The organism is Leifsonia sp. 115AMFTsu3.1 (genome assembly GCF_004362795.1).
Taxonomy (GTDB): Bacteria; Actinomycetota; Actinomycetes; order Actinomycetales; family Microbacteriaceae; genus Leifsonia.
The window spans coordinates 253,363-271,269 of sequence record NZ_SNYB01000001.1; the positions used below are offsets into that span (position 1 = coordinate 253,363).

A 17,907-nucleotide genomic window follows, 5' to 3' on the forward strand; every position below is an offset into this window, starting at 1 on the left:
CAAGGGAACCCCCTCCGTAGACTGGAGCGGTGGTAGCGAGCCAGGTTCACCTCGTCCGTCATGGCGAGGTGTTCAATCCCGACGGCATCCTGTACGGCAGGCTGCCGGGATTCGGCCTCTCCAAACTCGGCCACCGCATGGCCCAGGCCGCGGCCGACGACCTGCGCGAGCGGTCCCGTCCGATCAGCGCACTCCGCGTCTCGCCGCTCCAGCGCACCCGGGAGTCCGCGGCTCCGGTGGCTGCAGCCTTCGGCCTCGATCCCATCATCGACGAGCGGATCATCGAGCCGACCAACCGCTTCGAGGGAACGCGCATGAAGCGCGCGGTCCGCAACCCCAAGTACTGGCCCTATCTCGTGAACCCGCTTCGCCCGAGCTGGGGCGAGGCCTACACGAGCATCGAGCGGCGGATGCTCGCCGCCATTCATGACGCCTTCGATTCGGTCGAGTCGGGCGATGTCGTCCTGGTCAGTCACCAGCTGCCGATCTGGGTCGCTCACCTCTCCGTCGCCGGCGAGCGCTACCCGCACGATCCGCGCAAGCGCCGCTGCGCCTTGTCGAGCATCACGACGTTCGAACGGGTGACCGCCGAGTCGCCGAGCACGACCACGACATCCGCAGCCGGCGCCGAAACCACGACCGAGAACCCCATCCACCCGGGCCGGACCCCCGAAGCGCAGCGTCTCGTCGAGGTCGGCTACGTCGAACCCGCCGCAAGCCTCCAGGCCGCCGCCACCGATGTGGGGGCGGTGTGAGCACCGTGTCCCGTCTCCGTTCGCGCATCCTGCTGCCCGCCGCCGCCCTCGCTGCGGTGACCGCGCTCGCGCTCTCCGGCTGTACCGCCAACGACAGCCTCGCGAACCAGTACCGCTCCGGCAACGGCCAGAACTACATCGCGGGGGATGGCACGGTCAGCGAGTTCGCCGCCGGCAACCGCGGTGAGGCGGTCTCCTTCACGGGCACACTGCAGGACGGCAGCACGGTGTCCTCGGCCGACTACGCAGGCAAGGTCCTCGTCGTGAACTTCTGGTACGCCGGCTGCCCGCCGTGCCGGGTCGAGGCCCCCGATCTCGAATCGCTGAGCAACAAGTACAAGGCGCAGGGCGTCGGCTTCCTCGGCGTCAACCTGTACGACTCGGCGCAGACCGCGGAGAGCTTCGAGAAGGAGAAGGGCGTCACGTACCCGTCCGTGCTCGACCGCGACACCGGGTCCGTCCTGCTCGCCTTCAGCAAGACCGTCCCGCCGAAGGCCACGCCGACGACGCTGGTCGTCGACAAGAAGGGTCGCGTCGCCGCGCGCATCCTCGGAGCGATCCCCGACAAGAGCATCCTCGACTCGCTCATCTCCGACGCCGTGGCCGAGAACTGACGTGGGCGACGTCGGTCAGATCGTCTTCAGCGGTCAGCTCCTGCTGGCGCTGCCGATCGCCCTCCTCGCGGGGCTGGTCTCGTTCGCGTCCCCGTGCGTCCTCCCGTTGGTCCCGGGATATCTGGCCTATGTCGGCGGGATGAGCGATCCAGGCGCGAAGCGCGATCGGTCCCGCGTGCTGACCGGTGTGGCGCTGTTCGTCCTGGGGTTCGCCATCGTGTTCGTCGCCTACGGAGCGGCGTTCGGTGCGCTCGGCTACTGGCTGGTGCGCTGGCAGGATGTCGTCGTCCGCGTGCTCGGAGCCCTCGTCATCATCATGGGGCTGGTGTTCATCGGCCAGTTCTCCTTCCTGCAGCGGACCATCAAGCCGTCGTGGCGCCCGGCGACCGGGCTGATCGGCGCCCCACTTCTCGGAATCGTCTTCGGACTGGGATGGACGCCGTGCATCGGACCGACGCTCGCCGCCATCAGCGCATTGAGCGTCGGAAGCGGTTCGCCGTGGCGAGGCGCTCTGCTCGGGCTGTTCTACTGCATCGGCCTCGGCATCCCGTTCCTCCTCGTGGCCCTCGGCTTCGACTGGGTGGCGGGTTCCGTCGCGTTCATCAAGCGGCACATCCGTGTCATCAACATCATCGGCGGTGTCCTGCTCGTGGCCATCGGGGTCCTGATGGTCACCGGTCTCTGGAGCGAGCTCATGTCCCAGTTCTTGGCGGTGATCCAAGGTTTTGAGCCGGCCCTCTGATCACATCGACGCGCCTCCCCAGCGGGAGGACCCGGAGGTCGTCCAGCCGAAGCTGGGACCGATCGGGTGGATCCGCTGGTTCTGGCGGCAGCTCACCAGCATGCGCACGGCGTTGTTCCTGCTGCTCCTGCTGGCGATCGCGGCCGTACCCGGGTCCCTCGTCCCGCAGCGGAGCTCCGACCCCAACGGCGTCACCAAGTACTTCAGCGAGAACCCGTCTCTCGCTCCCGTGCTCGACAAGCTGCAGTTCTTCGACGTCTACACGTCCGTGTGGTTCTCGGCGATCTACCTGCTGCTTTTCGCCTCCCTGATCGGTTGCATCATCCCGCGCACGCGGCACCACTTCGAGGCGATGCGCGCGAAGCCGCCGCGGACGCCGGTGCGCCTGACACGTATGTCCGGCTTCCAGGCGCGCATCCTGCCCGCGGCTCTCCGCCCGGACGCGCCGGATCCGATCCTTACCGCCCGTGATGTGCTGAAGGCGAATCGCTATCGGGTGGCCCTGTACCAGGACGCGCGGTCGACGTCGGTCTCGGCGGAGCGCGGCTATCTGCGCGAGACCGGCAACCTGGTCTTCCACATCGCCCTGCTCGGTGTGCTGCTGGCGATCGGCGTGGGCGGCGGCTTCGGTTACACCGGCCAGAAGATCGTGGTCGAGGGACAGAGCTTCGTGAACAGCCTGCCGTCGTACAACTCGTTCAACCCGGGCCGGTTCTTCAACGACGCGTCGCTGGTCCCGTTCTCGATCGCGGTGGACAAGCTGGATGTGGCGTACGAGACCAAGAACCGGGATGCGATCGGCACGCCGCTCGACTACACGGCGCATGTGAAGACGACGGGACCGGGGGATGCGTCCTCCGACACCACGATCAAGGTGAACGAGCCGCTCGCGATCGGCGGGACGAACGTGTACCTCCTGGGCAACGGATACGCACCGACGATCACGGTGAAGGACCCGGCGGGCAAGGTGGTGTTCAACGACTCGGTCCCGTTCATCCCACAGGCGGACCCCAACCTGACGTCGCTCGGTTTCGTGAAGGTGCCGGACGGGTTGAAGCAGCAGGTGGGGATGATCGGGTTCTTCTACCCGACCGTCACGGAGAGTTCGACCGGCGGAGGCGCGTTGGCGTCGAAGTTCCCCGGTCTGAACGATCCCGTCTTGAGCCTGAATGTCTACGCGGGCGATCTCGGCGTCGATGACGGCGTCCCGCAGTCCGTCTACAGCCTCAACACCGACACTCTGGAGCAGCTGGCCGGCCCGCCGACCAAGACGAAGGCCCTTCAGCTGAAGCCGGGACAGACGGTGGAGCTGCCGAACGGGCTCGGCACGATCTCCCTCGACGGCGTCAAGCGGTTCGCGACCCTGGAGGTGCACCACGATCCGGCCCAGATCTGGGTGCTGGTGTTCGCAATCCTCATCCTCGCCGGGCTGCTCACGTCGCTGTTCGTACCCCGGCGCCGGCTCTGGGTGAAGGCGGTGGAGAACCCGGATGGTTCACTGACGCTCGAGTACGCCGGGCTCGCCCGCGGCGAGGACCCCAACCTCCTGGCGGCCGTGACCGCGGTCGCCGATCAGCACTCCCGAGCCCTGGCCGGCTCCCCGAAGACTTAGGCTTGCATTGTGACCGAGACACTCGCTCAGCTGTCGACCGTGTTCTTGTACGCGGCGATGGGACTCTACGCGGCGGCGTTCATCGCCTTCGCGCTCGACCTCGCGCGCCGTGGGGCACGAGCGACAGCGGTCGAGGCCGCCGTTGTTCCGAGCGCGGTGGCGCGCCGAGCTGAGGTGGCCGCCCCGGTGGGGGCCCCCACGACGACCGTGATCGGCGGCGGCGGAGCGAGCGATGCGCCGCCGGAGCCGTCCTCCGCGCTCGGCCGTCTGTCGTCGCGGATCAGCAGCCGGGTCGAGGACGACCTGGTGAACGGGTCGGCGAACTCGGTCTCGATGAGGTGGGCGTTCGCGCTCACGATCATTGGCTTCGCGTTCCACCTGGTCGCGGTCGTGCTAAGAGGCATCGCCGCCGCTCGCGTGCCGTGGGCCAACATGTGGGAGTTCTCGATGACGGGGACACTCGTCATCATCGGAGTGTTCCTGGTGGCCAACCTCAAGTGGCAGATCAAGTACGTCGGAACGTTCGTGCTCGGGTTGGTGCTGGTGCTGCAGGGGATCGCATTGCTGCGGTACTACGTACCCGTCGTCCCGTTGCAGCCGGCGCTCCAGTCGTACTGGCTCGTCATCCACATCATCGTGGCCGTCTTGGGTACGGCGTTCTTCGCGCTCGGGTTCGCGCTGTCGGGGTTGCAGCTGCTGCAATACCGCCGGGAACGGCAAGTCGCCGAGTCGCGCCCGCAGCAGTTCCGCTTCCTGGCCACTCTTCCGAGCTCGGTCGCTCTCGAGAACCTGGCGTACCGGATCAACATCGTCGGCTTCATCGCCTGGACCTTCACGCTCATCGCCGGTGCCATCTGGGCCGAGAAGGCGTGGGGCCGGTACTGGGGTTGGGACACCAAGGAAGTGTGGACGTTCATCATCTGGGTGATCTACGCCGGCTACATCCACGCACGCGCAACTCGTGGATGGCGCGGGTCGCGGTCCGCATGGCTCGCGATCATCGGCTTCGCGGCCGTGCTCTTCAACTTCGGGATCGTGAACGTGTTCTTCCACGGCCTGCACGCCTACTCGGGACTGTGAGCCCGAACATCCCGCCACACGGACAGAACCCCCTCGGAGCTTCGGCTTCGAGGGGGTTCTCGCGTATGGGGCCTCGACAGAGACGCCGCCGGGCAGATCCGCGGAATTCCGGGGATGTCAAGCGCGACACGCCCGGGCTGCGGGCGGAATTTGCACGTCTACGGAGGCCTGCGTAAAGTACTTACTTGTCACCCCAAAGGTGCGGGAGAGCGGAAGAGCTCCCCGGCCTCAAGCGGGACCAAATCCTTAGCCTAGCGGTAAACCTGAACTTGAATTAGTTCGGTTGCTGCGCTTAGGATTAACACCCACTCACTGAGCAGGTCTAACCGGTTCGGATCGTGTGATCGGTTGTGCCCACCACATATCGGGCCAACGAGGAACACGAAACGCCGACTTGACAAACTGACTGAGAGTGGTAAGGTAGAGAAGTTGCCTCGCAGAGAAAGCCGACAGGCTGGAAGGCGAGAGCGTCCGATCCTTGAGAACTCAACAGCGTGCACAATGTCAAATGCCAAACAACCTCGGCATTGACTGTCTAGACCTAGTCTAGTGGTCGATGCGAGATTCCTTTGGATTAGAAACAGAATGTCAGTAGATATTCGAAACTAGTCAAGACAAACTCGCAGTGCGCGGACATATTTCCTGTCCAAGCCTGCACTATGTTTCCCGGTCGCTTGCGATCGTGGAGCTAAACATTTTACGGAGAGTTTGATCCTGGCTCAGGACGAACGCTGGCGGCGTGCTTAACACATGCAAGTCGAACGATGAACCCGGAGCTTGCTCTGGGGAATTAGTGGCGAACGGGTGAGTAACACGTGAGTAACCTGCCCTTGACTCTGGGATAACCTCCGGAAACGGAAGCTAATACCGGATATGACGTACGGAGGCATCTCCTGTACGTGGAAAGAATTTCGGTCAAGGATGGACTCGCGGCCTATCAGGTAGTTGGTGAGGTAACGGCCCACCAAGCCTACGACGGGTAGCCGGCCTGAGAGGGTGACCGGCCACACTGGGACTGAGACACGGCCCAGACTCCTACGGGAGGCAGCAGTGGGGAATATTGCACAATGGGCGCAAGCCTGATGCAGCAACGCCGCGTGAGGGATGACGGCCTTCGGGTTGTAAACCTCTTTTAGTAGGGAAGAAGCGAAAGTGACGGTACCTGCAGAAAAAGCACCGGCTAACTACGTGCCAGCAGCCGCGGTAATACGTAGGGTGCGAGCGTTGTCCGGAATTATTGGGCGTAAAGAGCTCGTAGGCGGTCTGTCGCGTCTGCTGTGAAAACCCGAGGCTCAACCTCGGGCCTGCAGTGGGTACGGGCAGACTAGAGTGCGGTAGGGGAGAATGGAATTCCTGGTGTAGCGGTGGAATGCGCAGATATCAGGAGGAACACCGATGGCGAAGGCAGTTCTCTGGGCCGTAACTGACGCTGAGGAGCGAAAGCGTGGGGAGCGAACAGGATTAGATACCCTGGTAGTCCACGCCGTAAACGTTGGGCGCTAGATGTGGGGACCATTCCACGGTTTCCGTGTCGCAGCTAACGCATTAAGCGCCCCGCCTGGGGAGTACGGCCGCAAGGCTAAAACTCAAAGGAATTGACGGGGGCCCGCACAAGCGGCGGAGCATGCGGATTAATTCGATGCAACGCGAAGAACCTTACCAAGGCTTGACATATACGAGAACGGGCCAGAAATGGTCAACTCTTTGGACACTCGTAAACAGGTGGTGCATGGTTGTCGTCAGCTCGTGTCGTGAGATGTTGGGTTAAGTCCCGCAACGAGCGCAACCCTCGTTCTATGTTGCCAGCACGTAATGGTGGGAACTCATAGGAGACTGCCGGGGTCAACTCGGAGGAAGGTGGGGATGACGTCAAATCATCATGCCCCTTATGTCTTGGGCTTCACGCATGCTACAATGGCCGGTACAAAGGGCTGCAATACCGTAAGGTGGAGCGAATCCCAAAAAGCCGGTCTCAGTTCGGATTGAGGTCTGCAACTCGACCTCATGAAGTCGGAGTCGCTAGTAATCGCAGATCAGCAACGCTGCGGTGAATACGTTCCCGGGCCTTGTACACACCGCCCGTCAAGTCATGAAAGTCGGTAACACCCGAAGCCGGTGGCCCAACCCTTGTGGAGGGAGCCGTCGAAGGTGGGATCGGTGATTAGGACTAAGTCGTAACAAGGTAGCCGTACCGGAAGGTGCGGCTGGATCACCTCCTTTCTAAGGAGCAACTGGCACCCTCGGGTGTCCAGGCGCCGGATCTGAGCGAACGTCTCAGCCGGTTAGCTCATGGGTGGAACATTGACATTGGTGCGGAGCCGATCGGCTCGAACTCAGTACATCCTTCGGGATAGGAACGGTTCGGACTGCAAAGCTTCGCACATGCACGCTGTTGGGTCCTGAGGGACCGGACCTCATCGGAAAAGATGAGAACCGAATCCTCTGGACCTTTTCTTGTCGGTCATAACTCGGCCGGCGGAGAAGGTACCGCCCGTACTTTGAGAACTACACAGTGGACGCGAGCATCTTAGATTCGAACCTTCGGGTTCGGATCACAAAAGATGATCTGATTTATTAGATCATTGGTCAATCTGCTCATCTTCGGATGGGCCGATCGATTCAAACTCATGTGATTTCAAGTTTCTAAGAGCAAACGGTGGATGCCTTGGCATCTGGAGCCGAAGAAGGACGTAGCAATCTGCGATAAGCCTCGGGGAGTTGATAAGCGAACTTTGATCCGAGGATTTCCGAATGGGGAAACCCCGCTGGGCCCTTTGGGTGACCCAGTGACTCCCGCCTGAATATATAGGGCGGGTAGAGGGAACGTGGGGAAGTGAAACATCTCAGTACCCACAGGAAGAGAAAGCAAAAGCGATTCCGTTAGTAGTGGCGAGCGAACCCGGAAGAGGCTAAACCGATCATGTGTGATAGCCGGCAGGCGTTGCATGGTCGGGGTTGCGGGACTTTTCAGCAGCTTCTGCCGAACTGCAAGCGTTACAAAGGATCATAGGCGAATGGTATTGAAAGGCCAGTCATAGAGGGTGCCAACCCCGTAGCCGAAATGGTCCAATGGCGCGAAGAGTATCCCAAGTAGCACGGGGCCCGAGAAATCCCGTGTGAATCTGTCAGGACCACCTGATAAGCCTAAATACTCCCAGATGACCGATAGCGGACAAGTACCGTGAGGGAAAGGTGAAAAGTACCCCGGGAGGGGAGTGAAATAGTACCTGAAACCGTTTGCTTACAAACCGTTGGAGCCTCCTTGTAGGGGTGACAGCGTGCCTTTTGAAGAATGAGCCTGCGAGTTAGCGATATGTGGCGAGGTTAACCCGTGAGGGGTAGCCGTAGCGAAAGCGAGTCTGAATAGGGCGATTCAGTCGCATGTCCTAGACCCGAAGCGAAGTGATCTATCCATGGCCAGGTTGAAGCGACGGTAAGACGTCGTGGAGGACCGAACCCACTTAGGTTGAAAACTGAGGGGATGAGCTGTGGATAGGGGTGAAAGGCCAATCAAACTTCGTGATAGCTGGTTCTCTCCGAAATGCATTTAGGTGCAGCGTTGCGTGTTTCTTGCCGGAGGTAGAGCTACTGGATGGCCGATGGGCCCCAAAAGGTTACTGACGTCAGCCAAACTCCGAATGCCGGTAAGTGAGAGCGCAGCAGTGAGACGGTGGGGGATAAGCTTCATCGTCGAGAGGGAAACAACCCAGACCACCAACTAAGGTCCCTAAGCGCGTGCTAAGTGGGAAAGGATGTGGAGTTGCACAGACAACCAGGAGGTTGGCTTAGAAGCAGCCACCCTTGAAAGAGTGCGTAATAGCTCACTGGTCAAGTGATTCCGCGCCGACAATGTAACGGGGCTCAAGCACGCCACCGAAGTTGTGGCATTGACATTATTGGTAGGCCTTCGTGGTCCAGCCGTGTTGATGGGTAGGAGAGCGTCGTGTGGCGAGTGAAGCGGCGGTGTAAACCAGCCGTGGACGCCACACGAGTGAGAATGCAGGCATGAGTAGCGAAAGACGGGTGAGAAACCCGTCCTCCGAAAGACCAAGGGTTCCAGGGCCAGGCTAATCCGCCCTGGGTAAGTCGGGACCTAAGGCGAGGCCGACAGGCGTAGTCGATGGACAACGGGTTGATATTCCCGTACCGGCGAAGAACCGCCCAAGCTAATCCAGTGGTGCTAAGAGTCCTAATCCTGGACACGGATCCCTTCGGGGTGAAGGTCCGGGCCTAACGCTCGACCCCATGCTGGTGCGGCTAGCGTATTAACAGGTGTGACGCAGGAAGGTAGCCCAGCCGGGCGATGGTTGTCCCGGTGTAAGTGTGTAAGCCGAGGGATAGGCAAATCCGTCTCTCATATAGGCCCAGGCACGATGCGTAGTCTTCATTGACGAAATGGGTGATCCTATGCTGCCAAGAAAAGCATCGACGCGAGGTTCCAGCCGCCCGTACCCCAAACCGACTCAGGTGGTCAGGTAGAGAATACCAAGGAGATCGAGAGAATCGTGGTTAAGGAACTCGGCAAAATGCCCCCGTAACTTCGGGAGAAGGGGGGCCTGAGGCGTGAAGGGATTTACTCCTGGAGCGTTTGAAGGCCGCAGAGACCAGTGGGAAGCGACTGTTTACTAAAAACACAGGTCCGTGCCAAGTCGCAAGACGATGTATACGGACTGACGCCTGCCCGGTGCTGGAAGGTTAAGAGGAAGGGTTAGCTTCGGCGAAGCTCAGAATTTAAGCCCCAGTAAACGGCGGTGGTAACTATAACCATCCTAAGGTAGCGAAATTCCTTGTCGGGTAAGTTCCGACCTGCACGAATGGCGTAACGACTTCCCAGCTGTCTCAACCGCGAACTCGGCGAAATTGCACTACGAGTAAAGATGCTCGTTACGCGCAGCAGGACGGAAAGACCCCGTGACCTTTACTACAGCTTGGTATTGGTGTTCGGTGTGGCTTGTGTAGGATAGGTGGGAGACTTTGAAGCCGGCACGCCAGTGTCGGTGGAGTCAATGTTGAAATACCACTCTGGTCACTCTGGATATCTAACTTAGAACCGTAATCCGGTTCAGGGACAGTGCCTGGTGGGTAGTTTAACTGGGGCGGTTGCCTCCCAAAAAGTAACGGAGGCGCCCAAAGGTTCCCTCAACCTGGTTGGCAATCAGGTGTCGAGTGTAAGTGCACAAGGGAGCTTGACTGTGAGACTGACAAGTCGAGCAGGGACGAAAGTCGGGACTAGTGATCCGGCAGTGGCTTGTGGAAGCGCTGTCGCTCAACGGATAAAAGGTACCTCGGGGATAACAGGCTGATCTTGCCCAAGAGTCCATATCGACGGCATGGTTTGGCACCTCGATGTCGGCTCGTCGCATCCTGGGGCTGGAGTAGGTCCCAAGGGTTGGGCTGTTCGCCCATTAAAGCGGTACGCGAGCTGGGTTTAGAACGTCGTGAGACAGTTCGGTCCCTATCCGCTGCGCGCGTAGGAAATTTGAGAGGATCTGACCCTAGTACGAGAGGACCGGGTTGGACGAACCTCTGGTGTGCCAGTTGTTCTGCCAAGAGCACCGCTGGTTAGCTACGTTCGGGATGGATAACCGCTGAAAGCATCTAAGCGGGAAGCCGGCCTCAAGATGAGATTTCCATGCCTTCGGGCGAGAGGCTCCCAGCTAGACTACTGGGTTGATAGGCCGGATGTGGAAGTGGGGACTAAAGACCCATGGAGCTGACCGGTACTAATAAGCCGATAACTTGATAATCACCACTCTCATAAACGTTGTAAGGCAGCTATGAGGGGCCAAGATTGTTCGCGTCCACTATGTGGTTCTCGATGTACGGTCGAGAACTGATTCAAGCTAAAGCTTGATCGTTCACTTTGATACATCAATAGTGTTTCGGCGGCCATAGCGAGAGGGAAACGCCCGGTTACATTCCGAACCCGGAAGCTAAGACTCTCTGCGCCGATGGTACTGCAGGGGGGACCCTGTGGGAGAGTAGGACACCGCCGGACTTCTTTGTGAGATGGCCACCCAGTGATGGGTGGCCATTTCGCGTTAACGGGGTCAGTAGCAGCACGAAGCATAGGCTGGGCTCGACCCGCCGACTCGACAGGAGAAGCCGTGAGCGACACACCGGCAGACGAGAACGCCCGGAACGAGCGACCGCGGCGCCAGCAGCCCGACCGATCGAGTCGCGACGGCGCCGGGTACCGACCGGATCGTGGCGGCTCGGGCCAGAGCCGGCGCCCGCGCGAGGACGGCGGGTATCGCTCCTCCCGTGACGGAGATCAGGGCGGTCGCGCACCGCGGAGAGGCGACGGATACCGTCCGTCGCGCAGCGGCGACGGCGACCGTACCCGTGGCGACCGCGCAGACACTGGCCGTCCGCGGACCGGCGGAGACGGGTACCGTCCCAACCGGAACGATGGAGACCACGGCGGTCGACCCCGTGCCGGTGGCGGCGCATCCCGCGACCGTTCGGTATCGGGTGGCGGCACCTGGCGTAACAACCGCGACGGCGGCTCCAGTTCGGACGAGCGTCGTTCGGGCGGCTATCGTTCCGACCGCGGCGGCGCACCTCAGTACCGCGGAGACCGCCCGGAACGCGGTGGATCCGACCGGGACCGCGGACGTTCGCGCGACGACCGTCAGCCCCGTGCGAACGACGGGCGTCCCGCCCGCGAGTGGAAGCCGCGATCGAACGAGGCCCCTGCCCGCGAGTGGAAGCCGCGATCCAACGACGGGCGTCCCGCCCGCGAGTGGAAGCCGCGTGGTGACAACGATGGACGCTCGCGCGAGTGGAAGCCGCGTGGTGACGATCGGCAGTCGCGCGAGTGGAAGCCGCGCGGCGATGGCGGCGACCGGTACCGCGCCGGCGGAGACCGCGGCCGGAGCAACGATCGGCCGAGCCGATCCGGTGATGGGTCGCGTTCCGGTGGGTTCCGTAACGACCGTCAGGGGCGGCCTCCGCAGAAGGATGGGCTCTGGACCCGCGACGGACGGCCGGCACGAGGCGATCGAGACGCCCGGGACGAGAGCTGGCGTACGGACGAGGAGGCGCAGCTCGCACGAGAGCTGCAGTCCGTCCGTCCACGCCACGATGACCCGCTCATCCCCGAGGACATCCAGGCCCGGGATCTGCCCGGCGAGGCTCGCGTCGAACTGAAGACGCTCAGCAAGGACAACGCCGACTGGGTCGCCAAGCACCTGGTGATGGCGAGCCGCCTGATCGAGACGGACCCGGAACTCGCTCACCAGCACGCTCTTTCGGCAGCACGTCGAGCCGGGCGGGTCGCCGTGGTCCGCGAGACCCTCGCGATCACCGCGTATGCGATCAGCGATTTCGCCCTCGCGCTGCGGGAGCTGCGCACGTACCGTCGCATCTCCGGATCCAATGACCAGCTGCCGCTGATGGTGGACAGCGAGCGCGGAGTCGGTCGACCTGACCGCGCCCTCGAACTCGGACGCTCCGTCGACCGGGCCACCCTGCCGGCCGACGTGCAGGTATCGCTCGCCATTGCCATGTCCGGAGCTCGCCTCGACCTCGAACAGCCGGAAGCGGCGTTGGCCGAGTTGGAGATTCCGCAGCTCGACCCCACCCGTGCGTTCTCGTACAGCGCCGACCTTTTCCACGCCTACGCGGAAGTGCTCGAAGAACTCGGGCGGGACGCCGATGCGGCGCGGTGGCGAGAACTGGCACAGCGGGCTGAAGAGGCCTTCGAGCAGGCACACGCGACCGACGAACTCGAGACCATCGACGTCATCGAGGAGGAGGTGCTTCTCGACCCCGAGGAATTCTCCTACGAGACTCCCCTCAGCGAGGACGAGCTCGAGGTGGAAGCGCTCCTCAGCGAGGAAGACGATGTCGAGGAAGACGATCACACCGACGACGAGGAGGGTGAGCCGACCGATGGCCCTGTTTCGACGGAGCAGTGAGGGCCGGGCGCCGCTCGACGGCGTTGATCTCGTCCTCGCCGATCTGGACGGTGTCGTCTACAAAGGGCCCGACGCCATCCCCCATGCCGTCGAAAGCCTCAACGCCGTTGCTGAAACCACACGAGTAGGTTACATCACGAACAACGCCTCGCGCACAGATGCGTCCGTCGCCGAGCACCTGAATCACCTCGGCCTGCACGTCGAGCCGAGCGATGTCGTCACGTCCCCGCAGGCGGCCGTGCGACTCCTGGCGCAGCACGTGCCGGCCGGCTCCAGCATCCTGGTGGTCGGTGGGGACGGGCTGGTCGACGAGGTCGTGAAGGGGGGCTTCACGGTCACACGCTCGGCCGACGAGTCGCCGGCAGCGGTCATCCAGGGCTTCTCGCCCGAAGTGGGCTGGGCCGACCTCGCCGAGGCCGCCTTCGCCCTGCAGGGGCGCACCGACGATGAGCGCCCCTGGATCGCGACCAACACCGACTGGACGATCCCGGTCGCCCGAGGCATCGCGCCGGGCAACGGCACCCTGGTCTCGGCCGTCCACACAGCGGTCGGCCGCTTGCCCCTGGTGGCAGGCAAGCCGGAGCGGGCGATCTTCGACGAGGCGGTCGCGCGCTTCCAGGCGCAGAGCCCGCTCTTCATCGGCGATCGGCTCGACACGGACATCCTCGGTGCCAACCGGGCGGGCATCGCCTCCGTCCTCGTCCTCACCGGGATCGACGGCGGAAAGCAGTTGCTCGCTGCCGACGCGGACTCGCGGCCGACGTTCATCGTGCGCGACCTGCGCGGACTCAGCGAGCCCTATCCCGAGGTGAAGACGGCGCGGAACGGCGCGGTCAGCGTACGTGACGCAACCGTCACGATCGACGGGAACGACGTCCGCATCGTGTCCGAGGGAAACGACGAGCTCGATCTCCTTCGTGCGGCGTGTGCGGCGATCTGGAACTCGGGCCGAGCCATCTACGGGCTAGACGTGCCCGAGCGCCTCTACAGCTGACGCCGGATCAGAGTGCGATTCCGCGCTCGAGAAGGCGGTGACACCGTGCGAGGCGGTCGAGCCACCATCCGGTGCGCTCGGGGTCGGCCTGCAGCTGGTCCAGTCGCGCGGATGACACGCTCGGACGAATGACCGGGATGCTCCCGTCCACCGGAAGAAGCGGTTCGTCGGCGACATCCTGCTCGAAGAGGGCGACCGTTCCGAGCCCGCAGTCGAACTCCAGCTCGGGGAGCGCCGCCGCCAGGTGCGCTCCCATGGCGATTCCCACCGAGGTGTCGAGGGCACTGGAGACCACCGCCGGAAGCCCCGCCTCGGCGACGATGCGCTGCGCCGCATGCACCCCGCCCAAGGGCTGCGCCTTCACGATGACGATGTCGGCTGCTCCCGCCCGGGCGACCGCGAGTGGATCGGCGGCCTTCCGCACGCTCTCATCCGCCGCGATCGGAATGCCCATGTAGTGGATGCGACCTCGCAGTTCGGCGAGCTCGTCGACGGTCGCGCACGGCTGCTCCACGTATTCGAGATCGAAGGGCGCGAGGGCATGGATGGCGTGCTCGGCCTCATCGAGGTTCCAGAGCGTGTTGGCGTCGACGCGCACGCGGCCCTCGGGGCCGAGCACCTCGCGGACCGCCCGCACCCGCGCGACATCGTCGGCCAGGGTCTGGCCGCGTTCGGCGACCTTGACCTTCGCGGTCCGGGCGCCGGGGAACCGAGCGAGCACAGTCGGCACCTCGTCGGCTGCGACGGCCGGGACCGTGGCGTTCACCGGGATGCGGTCCCGGAGAGGCGTGGGCGTCGCCCTCCAGCCGAAGTCGATCGCCGCCCGCAGCCAGGAGGTCGCTTCCTCGTCGTCGTATTCGACGAACGGCGAGAACTCCGTCCACCCGAATGGGCCCTCGATGAGCACCGCCTCGCGCACCGTGATCCCGCGGAAGCGGGTGGTCATCGGGAGCGAGACCACGCGTGAAGTTGCCAACAGGTCGGCGAGGTCCGGCACCATTCCACAAGTTTTGCACGAGCCGGTCGGCGCGGGACGGCGAACCGTAGGCTGGATCCATGCAAGCGGACGTCTCAGAACTCTTCGACCCGGAGGTATGGCGCGAGGTCGCCGGCTTCGATGGCCTCACCGACATCACCTACCATCACGACGTCAGCGGGAGGATCGCACGGGTGGCGTTCGACCGCCCGGAGGTGCGGAACGCCTTCCGCCCGCGCACGGTCGACGAGCTCTACGCGGTGCTGGAAGACGCCCGCACCAATCCCCGGATCGGTGTGGTGCTCCTGACCGGCAATGGTCCGAGCCCGAAGGACGGCGGCTGGGCGTTCTGCTCGGGCGGCGACCAGCGGATCCGGGGGCGCGACGGCTACAAATACGCGGAGGGGGAGACGGCGTCCTCCATCGATGCCGCGCGCGGCGGCCGACTGCACATCCTCGAGGTGCAGCGCCTCATCCGCTTCATGCCGAAGGTCGTGATCGCGGTCGTCCCCGGGTGGGCCGCCGGCGGCGGGCACTCGCTGCATGTCGTGTGCGATCTCACGATCGCGAGCGCGGAGCACGGCCGGTTCAAGCAGACGGATGCCGATGTCGGGTCCTTCGACGCGGGTTACGGCTCCGCCTACTTCGCGCGGCAGGTCGGCCAGAAGTTCGGCCGGGAGGTGTTCTTCCTGGCGCGGGAGTACTCGGCGCAACGGGCGTATGAACGCGGCGCCGTCAACGCGGTCGTTCCGCACGAGGAGCTGGAGTCCGTTGCGGTCGAATGGGCGAACGAGATCCTGACGAAGTCGCCGACCGCCATCCGGATGCTCAAGTACGCCTTCAATGCGGTCGACGACGGGCTGGTGGGCCAGCAGCTGTTCGCGGGGGAGGCGACGCGGCTCGCGTACGGGACGGACGAGGCAGTCGAAGGCCGCGACGCGTTCCTGGAGAAGCGGGAGCCGGACTGGTCCCCGTTCCCCTGGCAGTACTGAGGCAGCGAGATGACCCGAGAGCTCCGCGTCGTCGACGCGTCGCGTCCGGAGGAGGTGTTTGTCGCCTTGCGGGAGGCGCTGACCGCCGGGGGTGCGGCGGTCGTTCCTCGCAGTGCTCCACCTGGCACTCGATCAGTGGCGGAGCCTGGGGCAGCACCGGAGCCGTGGACGAATGCGGGAGGGCGCGTGGCGCAGAACGTGGCGCTCGTGATCGAGACGTCCGGATCGACGGGAGTGCCGAAGCGGGTCGCCCTCTCTGCGGATGCCCTGCTGGCGAGCGCGGCTGCATCCGCGAGTGCTCTCGGCGGGCAAGGTCAGTGGCTGCTGGCGCTCCCCGCGCACTACGTGGCTGGCGCGCAGGTGCTCGTGAGATCGCTCGCCGCCGAGACAGAACCCATCCTCTACGGCGGAGGGCACTTCGAGGCGGAACGGTTCGCCTCTCTCGCCCAGGAGCTCGACCACGACCTGCGCTTCACGTCGCTCGTCCCGGTCCAATTGGCGCGGCTCGTGGAAGCAGCGGAAGCGGGTTCCCGCACTGTGGCGGACGCGTTGCGGCGGTTCGACGGCATCTTGGTCGGCGGACAGGCGCTCTCGACGCAGCTGCGCGAGCGAGCGGAGGCGATCGGAGCGCGCACCGTGAGCACCTACGGTTCGAGCGAGACCGCCGGCGGGTGCGTGTACGACGGGGTTCCGATCGCGACGACGGTCGTGCGCGCGGTGGACGGACAGCTGGAGATATCCGGGCCGATGCTCGCGGAAGGGTACCTGGGCGATCCCGATCGGACCGCGGCCGCATTCCACGAGGCGGACGATGCTCGCTGGTACCGGACCGGCGACCTCGGTTCCGTGGATGACGCCGGACGCGTGACGGTGCTGGGTCGAGCGGACAACGTGATCATCTCCGGCGGCGAGAAGGTGCTGCTCGACGCGGTCGAGCGGGCGGTGCGCGAACACCCGGGGCTTCACGAGGCCGTCGTGGTTGCGGCGGAGGATGCACGCTGGGGACAGGTGCCCGTGGTGGTTGTCGAGGTGAGTGGCGAGGCGACATCCTCGGCGACGCTCGAGATGCTGCGCCGTGCTGTCAGAGAGCGTCTGGGGCGTGCGGCCGCGCCGGCCCGGATCGTCGAAATGGACCGTCTTCCCCGGCTGGACAGCGGCAAGCCGGATCGGGTCGCGCTCGCGCGGCTGGCCGCTGCGCTGGAGGCATAGCCCGTGTCGTTACAATTCGCTCTGTGATGAGTCAGAACAAGCCCCGCACGGAGCGCATGGCGCCGCAGACCTCCCGCGGGCCGCGCGGCGGCCGGAGTCGACGTCCCGGAGCCGCCTCCGCTCCCGCGAAGCCCGCGACGACCGCCGACTGGATCGCCGGCGCGCGCCTCCGCACTCTTCCGCTCGCCATCGCACCGGTCCTGATCGGTGTCGGCGCCGCGAAGGTCGCCGAGGGGCCGGGCGTCTGGCACCCGGTCCGGGCGTTGCTGTGTCTCGCCGTCGCCGTCCTGCTGCAGATCGGCGTCAACTACGCCAACGACTACTCGGACGGCGTCCGGGGAACGGACGAGTTCCGGGTCGGACCGGGGCGCCTCACCGGGTCCGGTAAGGCGACGCCCCGCGCTGTGCTGACCGTCGCCCTGACATTCTTCGGGCTCGCGGCCGTCGCCGGTCTCATCCTGGTGATCCTGACGCAGTACTGGTGGGTGCTGATCGTCGGCGCCGCCGCCATCGCGGCGGCGTGGTTCTACACCGGCGGCAAGCGGCCCTACGGGTACTACGGCCTGGGCGAGGTCTTCGTCTTCGTCTTCTTCGGGCTCGTCGCCACGGCCGGGACAACCTATATGCTTGCCGGCCTCGTCAACCAGGAGGCCTGGTACGGCGGGGTGATCGCCGGTCTCATCGCGTGTGCCGTCCTCATGGTGAACAACATTCGCGACATCGAACCGGACAAGCTGGCGGGCAAGCGGACGCTCGCGGTCCTGCTCGGCCGGGTCGCATCCCGAATCGTGTTCTGCGTGCTGCTGTTGGTGCCCTTCGGCATCCTCGCGGTGCTGGCCGTGTTCTACCCGTTCGCCTGGTACGGGATGTTCGCCCTCCTGGCGGCGCTGCCCGCTTGTGTGATCACACTCTTCAGCCGTACGCCGCGCGAGCTCATCACCGCGCTGCAGTTGACGAGTCTCACGGGTCTGCTGGTGGGGATCGCCCTCGGCGCTGCGTACGCGTTCTGAC

The 17,907-nt window shown here is 64.1% G+C and carries 11 protein-coding genes and 3 rRNA genes; 13 read left to right on the plus strand and 1 reads right to left on the minus strand.

Features of this window, described 5'->3' with window-relative positions:
* The first annotated feature begins 29 nt into the window (after positions 1-29).
* From AXZ95_RS01350 to AXZ95_RS01395, 10 genes are all read left to right on the plus strand, one after another.
* On the plus strand, positions 30-755 hold the full coding sequence (locus AXZ95_RS01350) for a histidine phosphatase family protein (protein WP_018189195.1): 726 nt from the start codon (positions 30-32) through the stop codon (positions 753-755).
* On the plus strand, positions 752-1,369 hold the full coding sequence (locus AXZ95_RS01355) for a TlpA disulfide reductase family protein (RefSeq protein ID WP_018189196.1): 618 nt from the start codon (positions 752-754) through the stop codon (positions 1,367-1,369). Before AXZ95_RS01350 ends, AXZ95_RS01355 begins: the two co-directional genes overlap by 4 nt.
* A gap of 1 nt (position 1,370) precedes the next feature.
* Complete coding sequence (locus AXZ95_RS01360) at positions 1,371-2,111, plus strand: cytochrome c biogenesis protein CcdA (protein WP_018189197.1); 741 nt, start codon at positions 1,371-1,373, stop codon at positions 2,109-2,111.
* Positions 2,095-3,723 carry a cytochrome c biogenesis protein ResB gene (locus AXZ95_RS01365; RefSeq protein ID WP_018189198.1) on the plus strand — a complete coding sequence of 543 codons (1,629 nt, stop codon included), beginning with the start codon at positions 2,095-2,097 and terminating at the stop codon, positions 3,721-3,723. The genes AXZ95_RS01360 and AXZ95_RS01365 overlap by 17 nt, the downstream gene beginning before the upstream one ends.
* Before the next feature lie 9 nt (positions 3,724-3,732).
* Positions 3,733-4,803, plus strand: coding sequence for a c-type cytochrome biogenesis protein CcsB (ccsB, locus tag AXZ95_RS01370; protein ID WP_018189199.1), 1,071 nt, complete (start codon positions 3,733-3,735; stop codon positions 4,801-4,803).
* Between the two features lie 696 nt (positions 4,804-5,499).
* Positions 5,500-7,023: ribosomal RNA gene (locus tag AXZ95_RS01375) — 16S ribosomal RNA — on the plus strand.
* A 413-nt stretch (positions 7,024-7,436) separates the two neighbouring features.
* Positions 7,437-10,550 (plus strand): 23S ribosomal RNA (locus tag AXZ95_RS01380).
* 134 nt (positions 10,551-10,684) lie between these two features.
* A 5S ribosomal RNA gene (gene rrf, locus AXZ95_RS01385) occupies positions 10,685-10,801 on the plus strand.
* The 16S, 23S and 5S rRNA genes sit together here, the layout of an rRNA operon.
* Positions 10,802-12,086: 1,285 nt before the next feature.
* Positions 12,087-12,725 carry a hypothetical protein gene (locus AXZ95_RS19735; RefSeq protein ID WP_231374293.1) on the plus strand — a complete coding sequence of 213 codons (639 nt, stop codon included), beginning with the start codon at positions 12,087-12,089 and terminating at the stop codon, positions 12,723-12,725.
* Positions 12,700-13,719: an HAD-IIA family hydrolase gene (locus tag AXZ95_RS01395; RefSeq protein WP_018189201.1), complete on the plus strand. Its 1,020-nt coding sequence runs from the start codon at positions 12,700-12,702 to the stop codon at positions 13,717-13,719. Before AXZ95_RS19735 ends, AXZ95_RS01395 begins: the two co-directional genes overlap by 26 nt.
* A 7-nt stretch (positions 13,720-13,726) precedes the next feature.
* Here AXZ95_RS01395 and AXZ95_RS01400 read toward each other — a convergent pair whose 3' ends face one another.
* Complete coding sequence (locus AXZ95_RS01400; RefSeq protein ID WP_026306998.1) at positions 13,727-14,719, minus strand: o-succinylbenzoate synthase; 993 nt, start codon at positions 14,717-14,719, stop codon at positions 13,727-13,729.
* A 56-nt stretch (positions 14,720-14,775) separates the two neighbouring features.
* Between AXZ95_RS01400 and AXZ95_RS01405 the strand changes: the two genes are divergently transcribed.
* The 3 genes from AXZ95_RS01405 (at position 14,776) to AXZ95_RS01415 (ending at position 17,906) form a co-directional block, all read left to right on the plus strand.
* Positions 14,776-15,687, plus strand: a complete 912-nt coding sequence (locus tag AXZ95_RS01405; protein ID WP_018189203.1) for a 1,4-dihydroxy-2-naphthoyl-CoA synthase — start codon at positions 14,776-14,778, stop codon at positions 15,685-15,687.
* Positions 15,688-15,873: 186 nt separating this feature from the next.
* On the plus strand, positions 15,874-16,896 hold the full coding sequence (locus tag AXZ95_RS01410) for an AMP-binding protein (protein ID WP_018189204.1): 1,023 nt from the start codon (positions 15,874-15,876) through the stop codon (positions 16,894-16,896).
* A 26-nt stretch (positions 16,897-16,922) separates the two neighbouring features.
* Positions 16,923-17,906 (plus strand): 1,4-dihydroxy-2-naphthoate polyprenyltransferase, encoded by a 984-nt coding sequence (locus tag AXZ95_RS01415; RefSeq protein ID WP_018189205.1) that lies wholly within the window; start codon positions 16,923-16,925, stop codon positions 17,904-17,906.
* The last annotated feature ends 1 nt before the right edge of the window (position 17,907 follow it).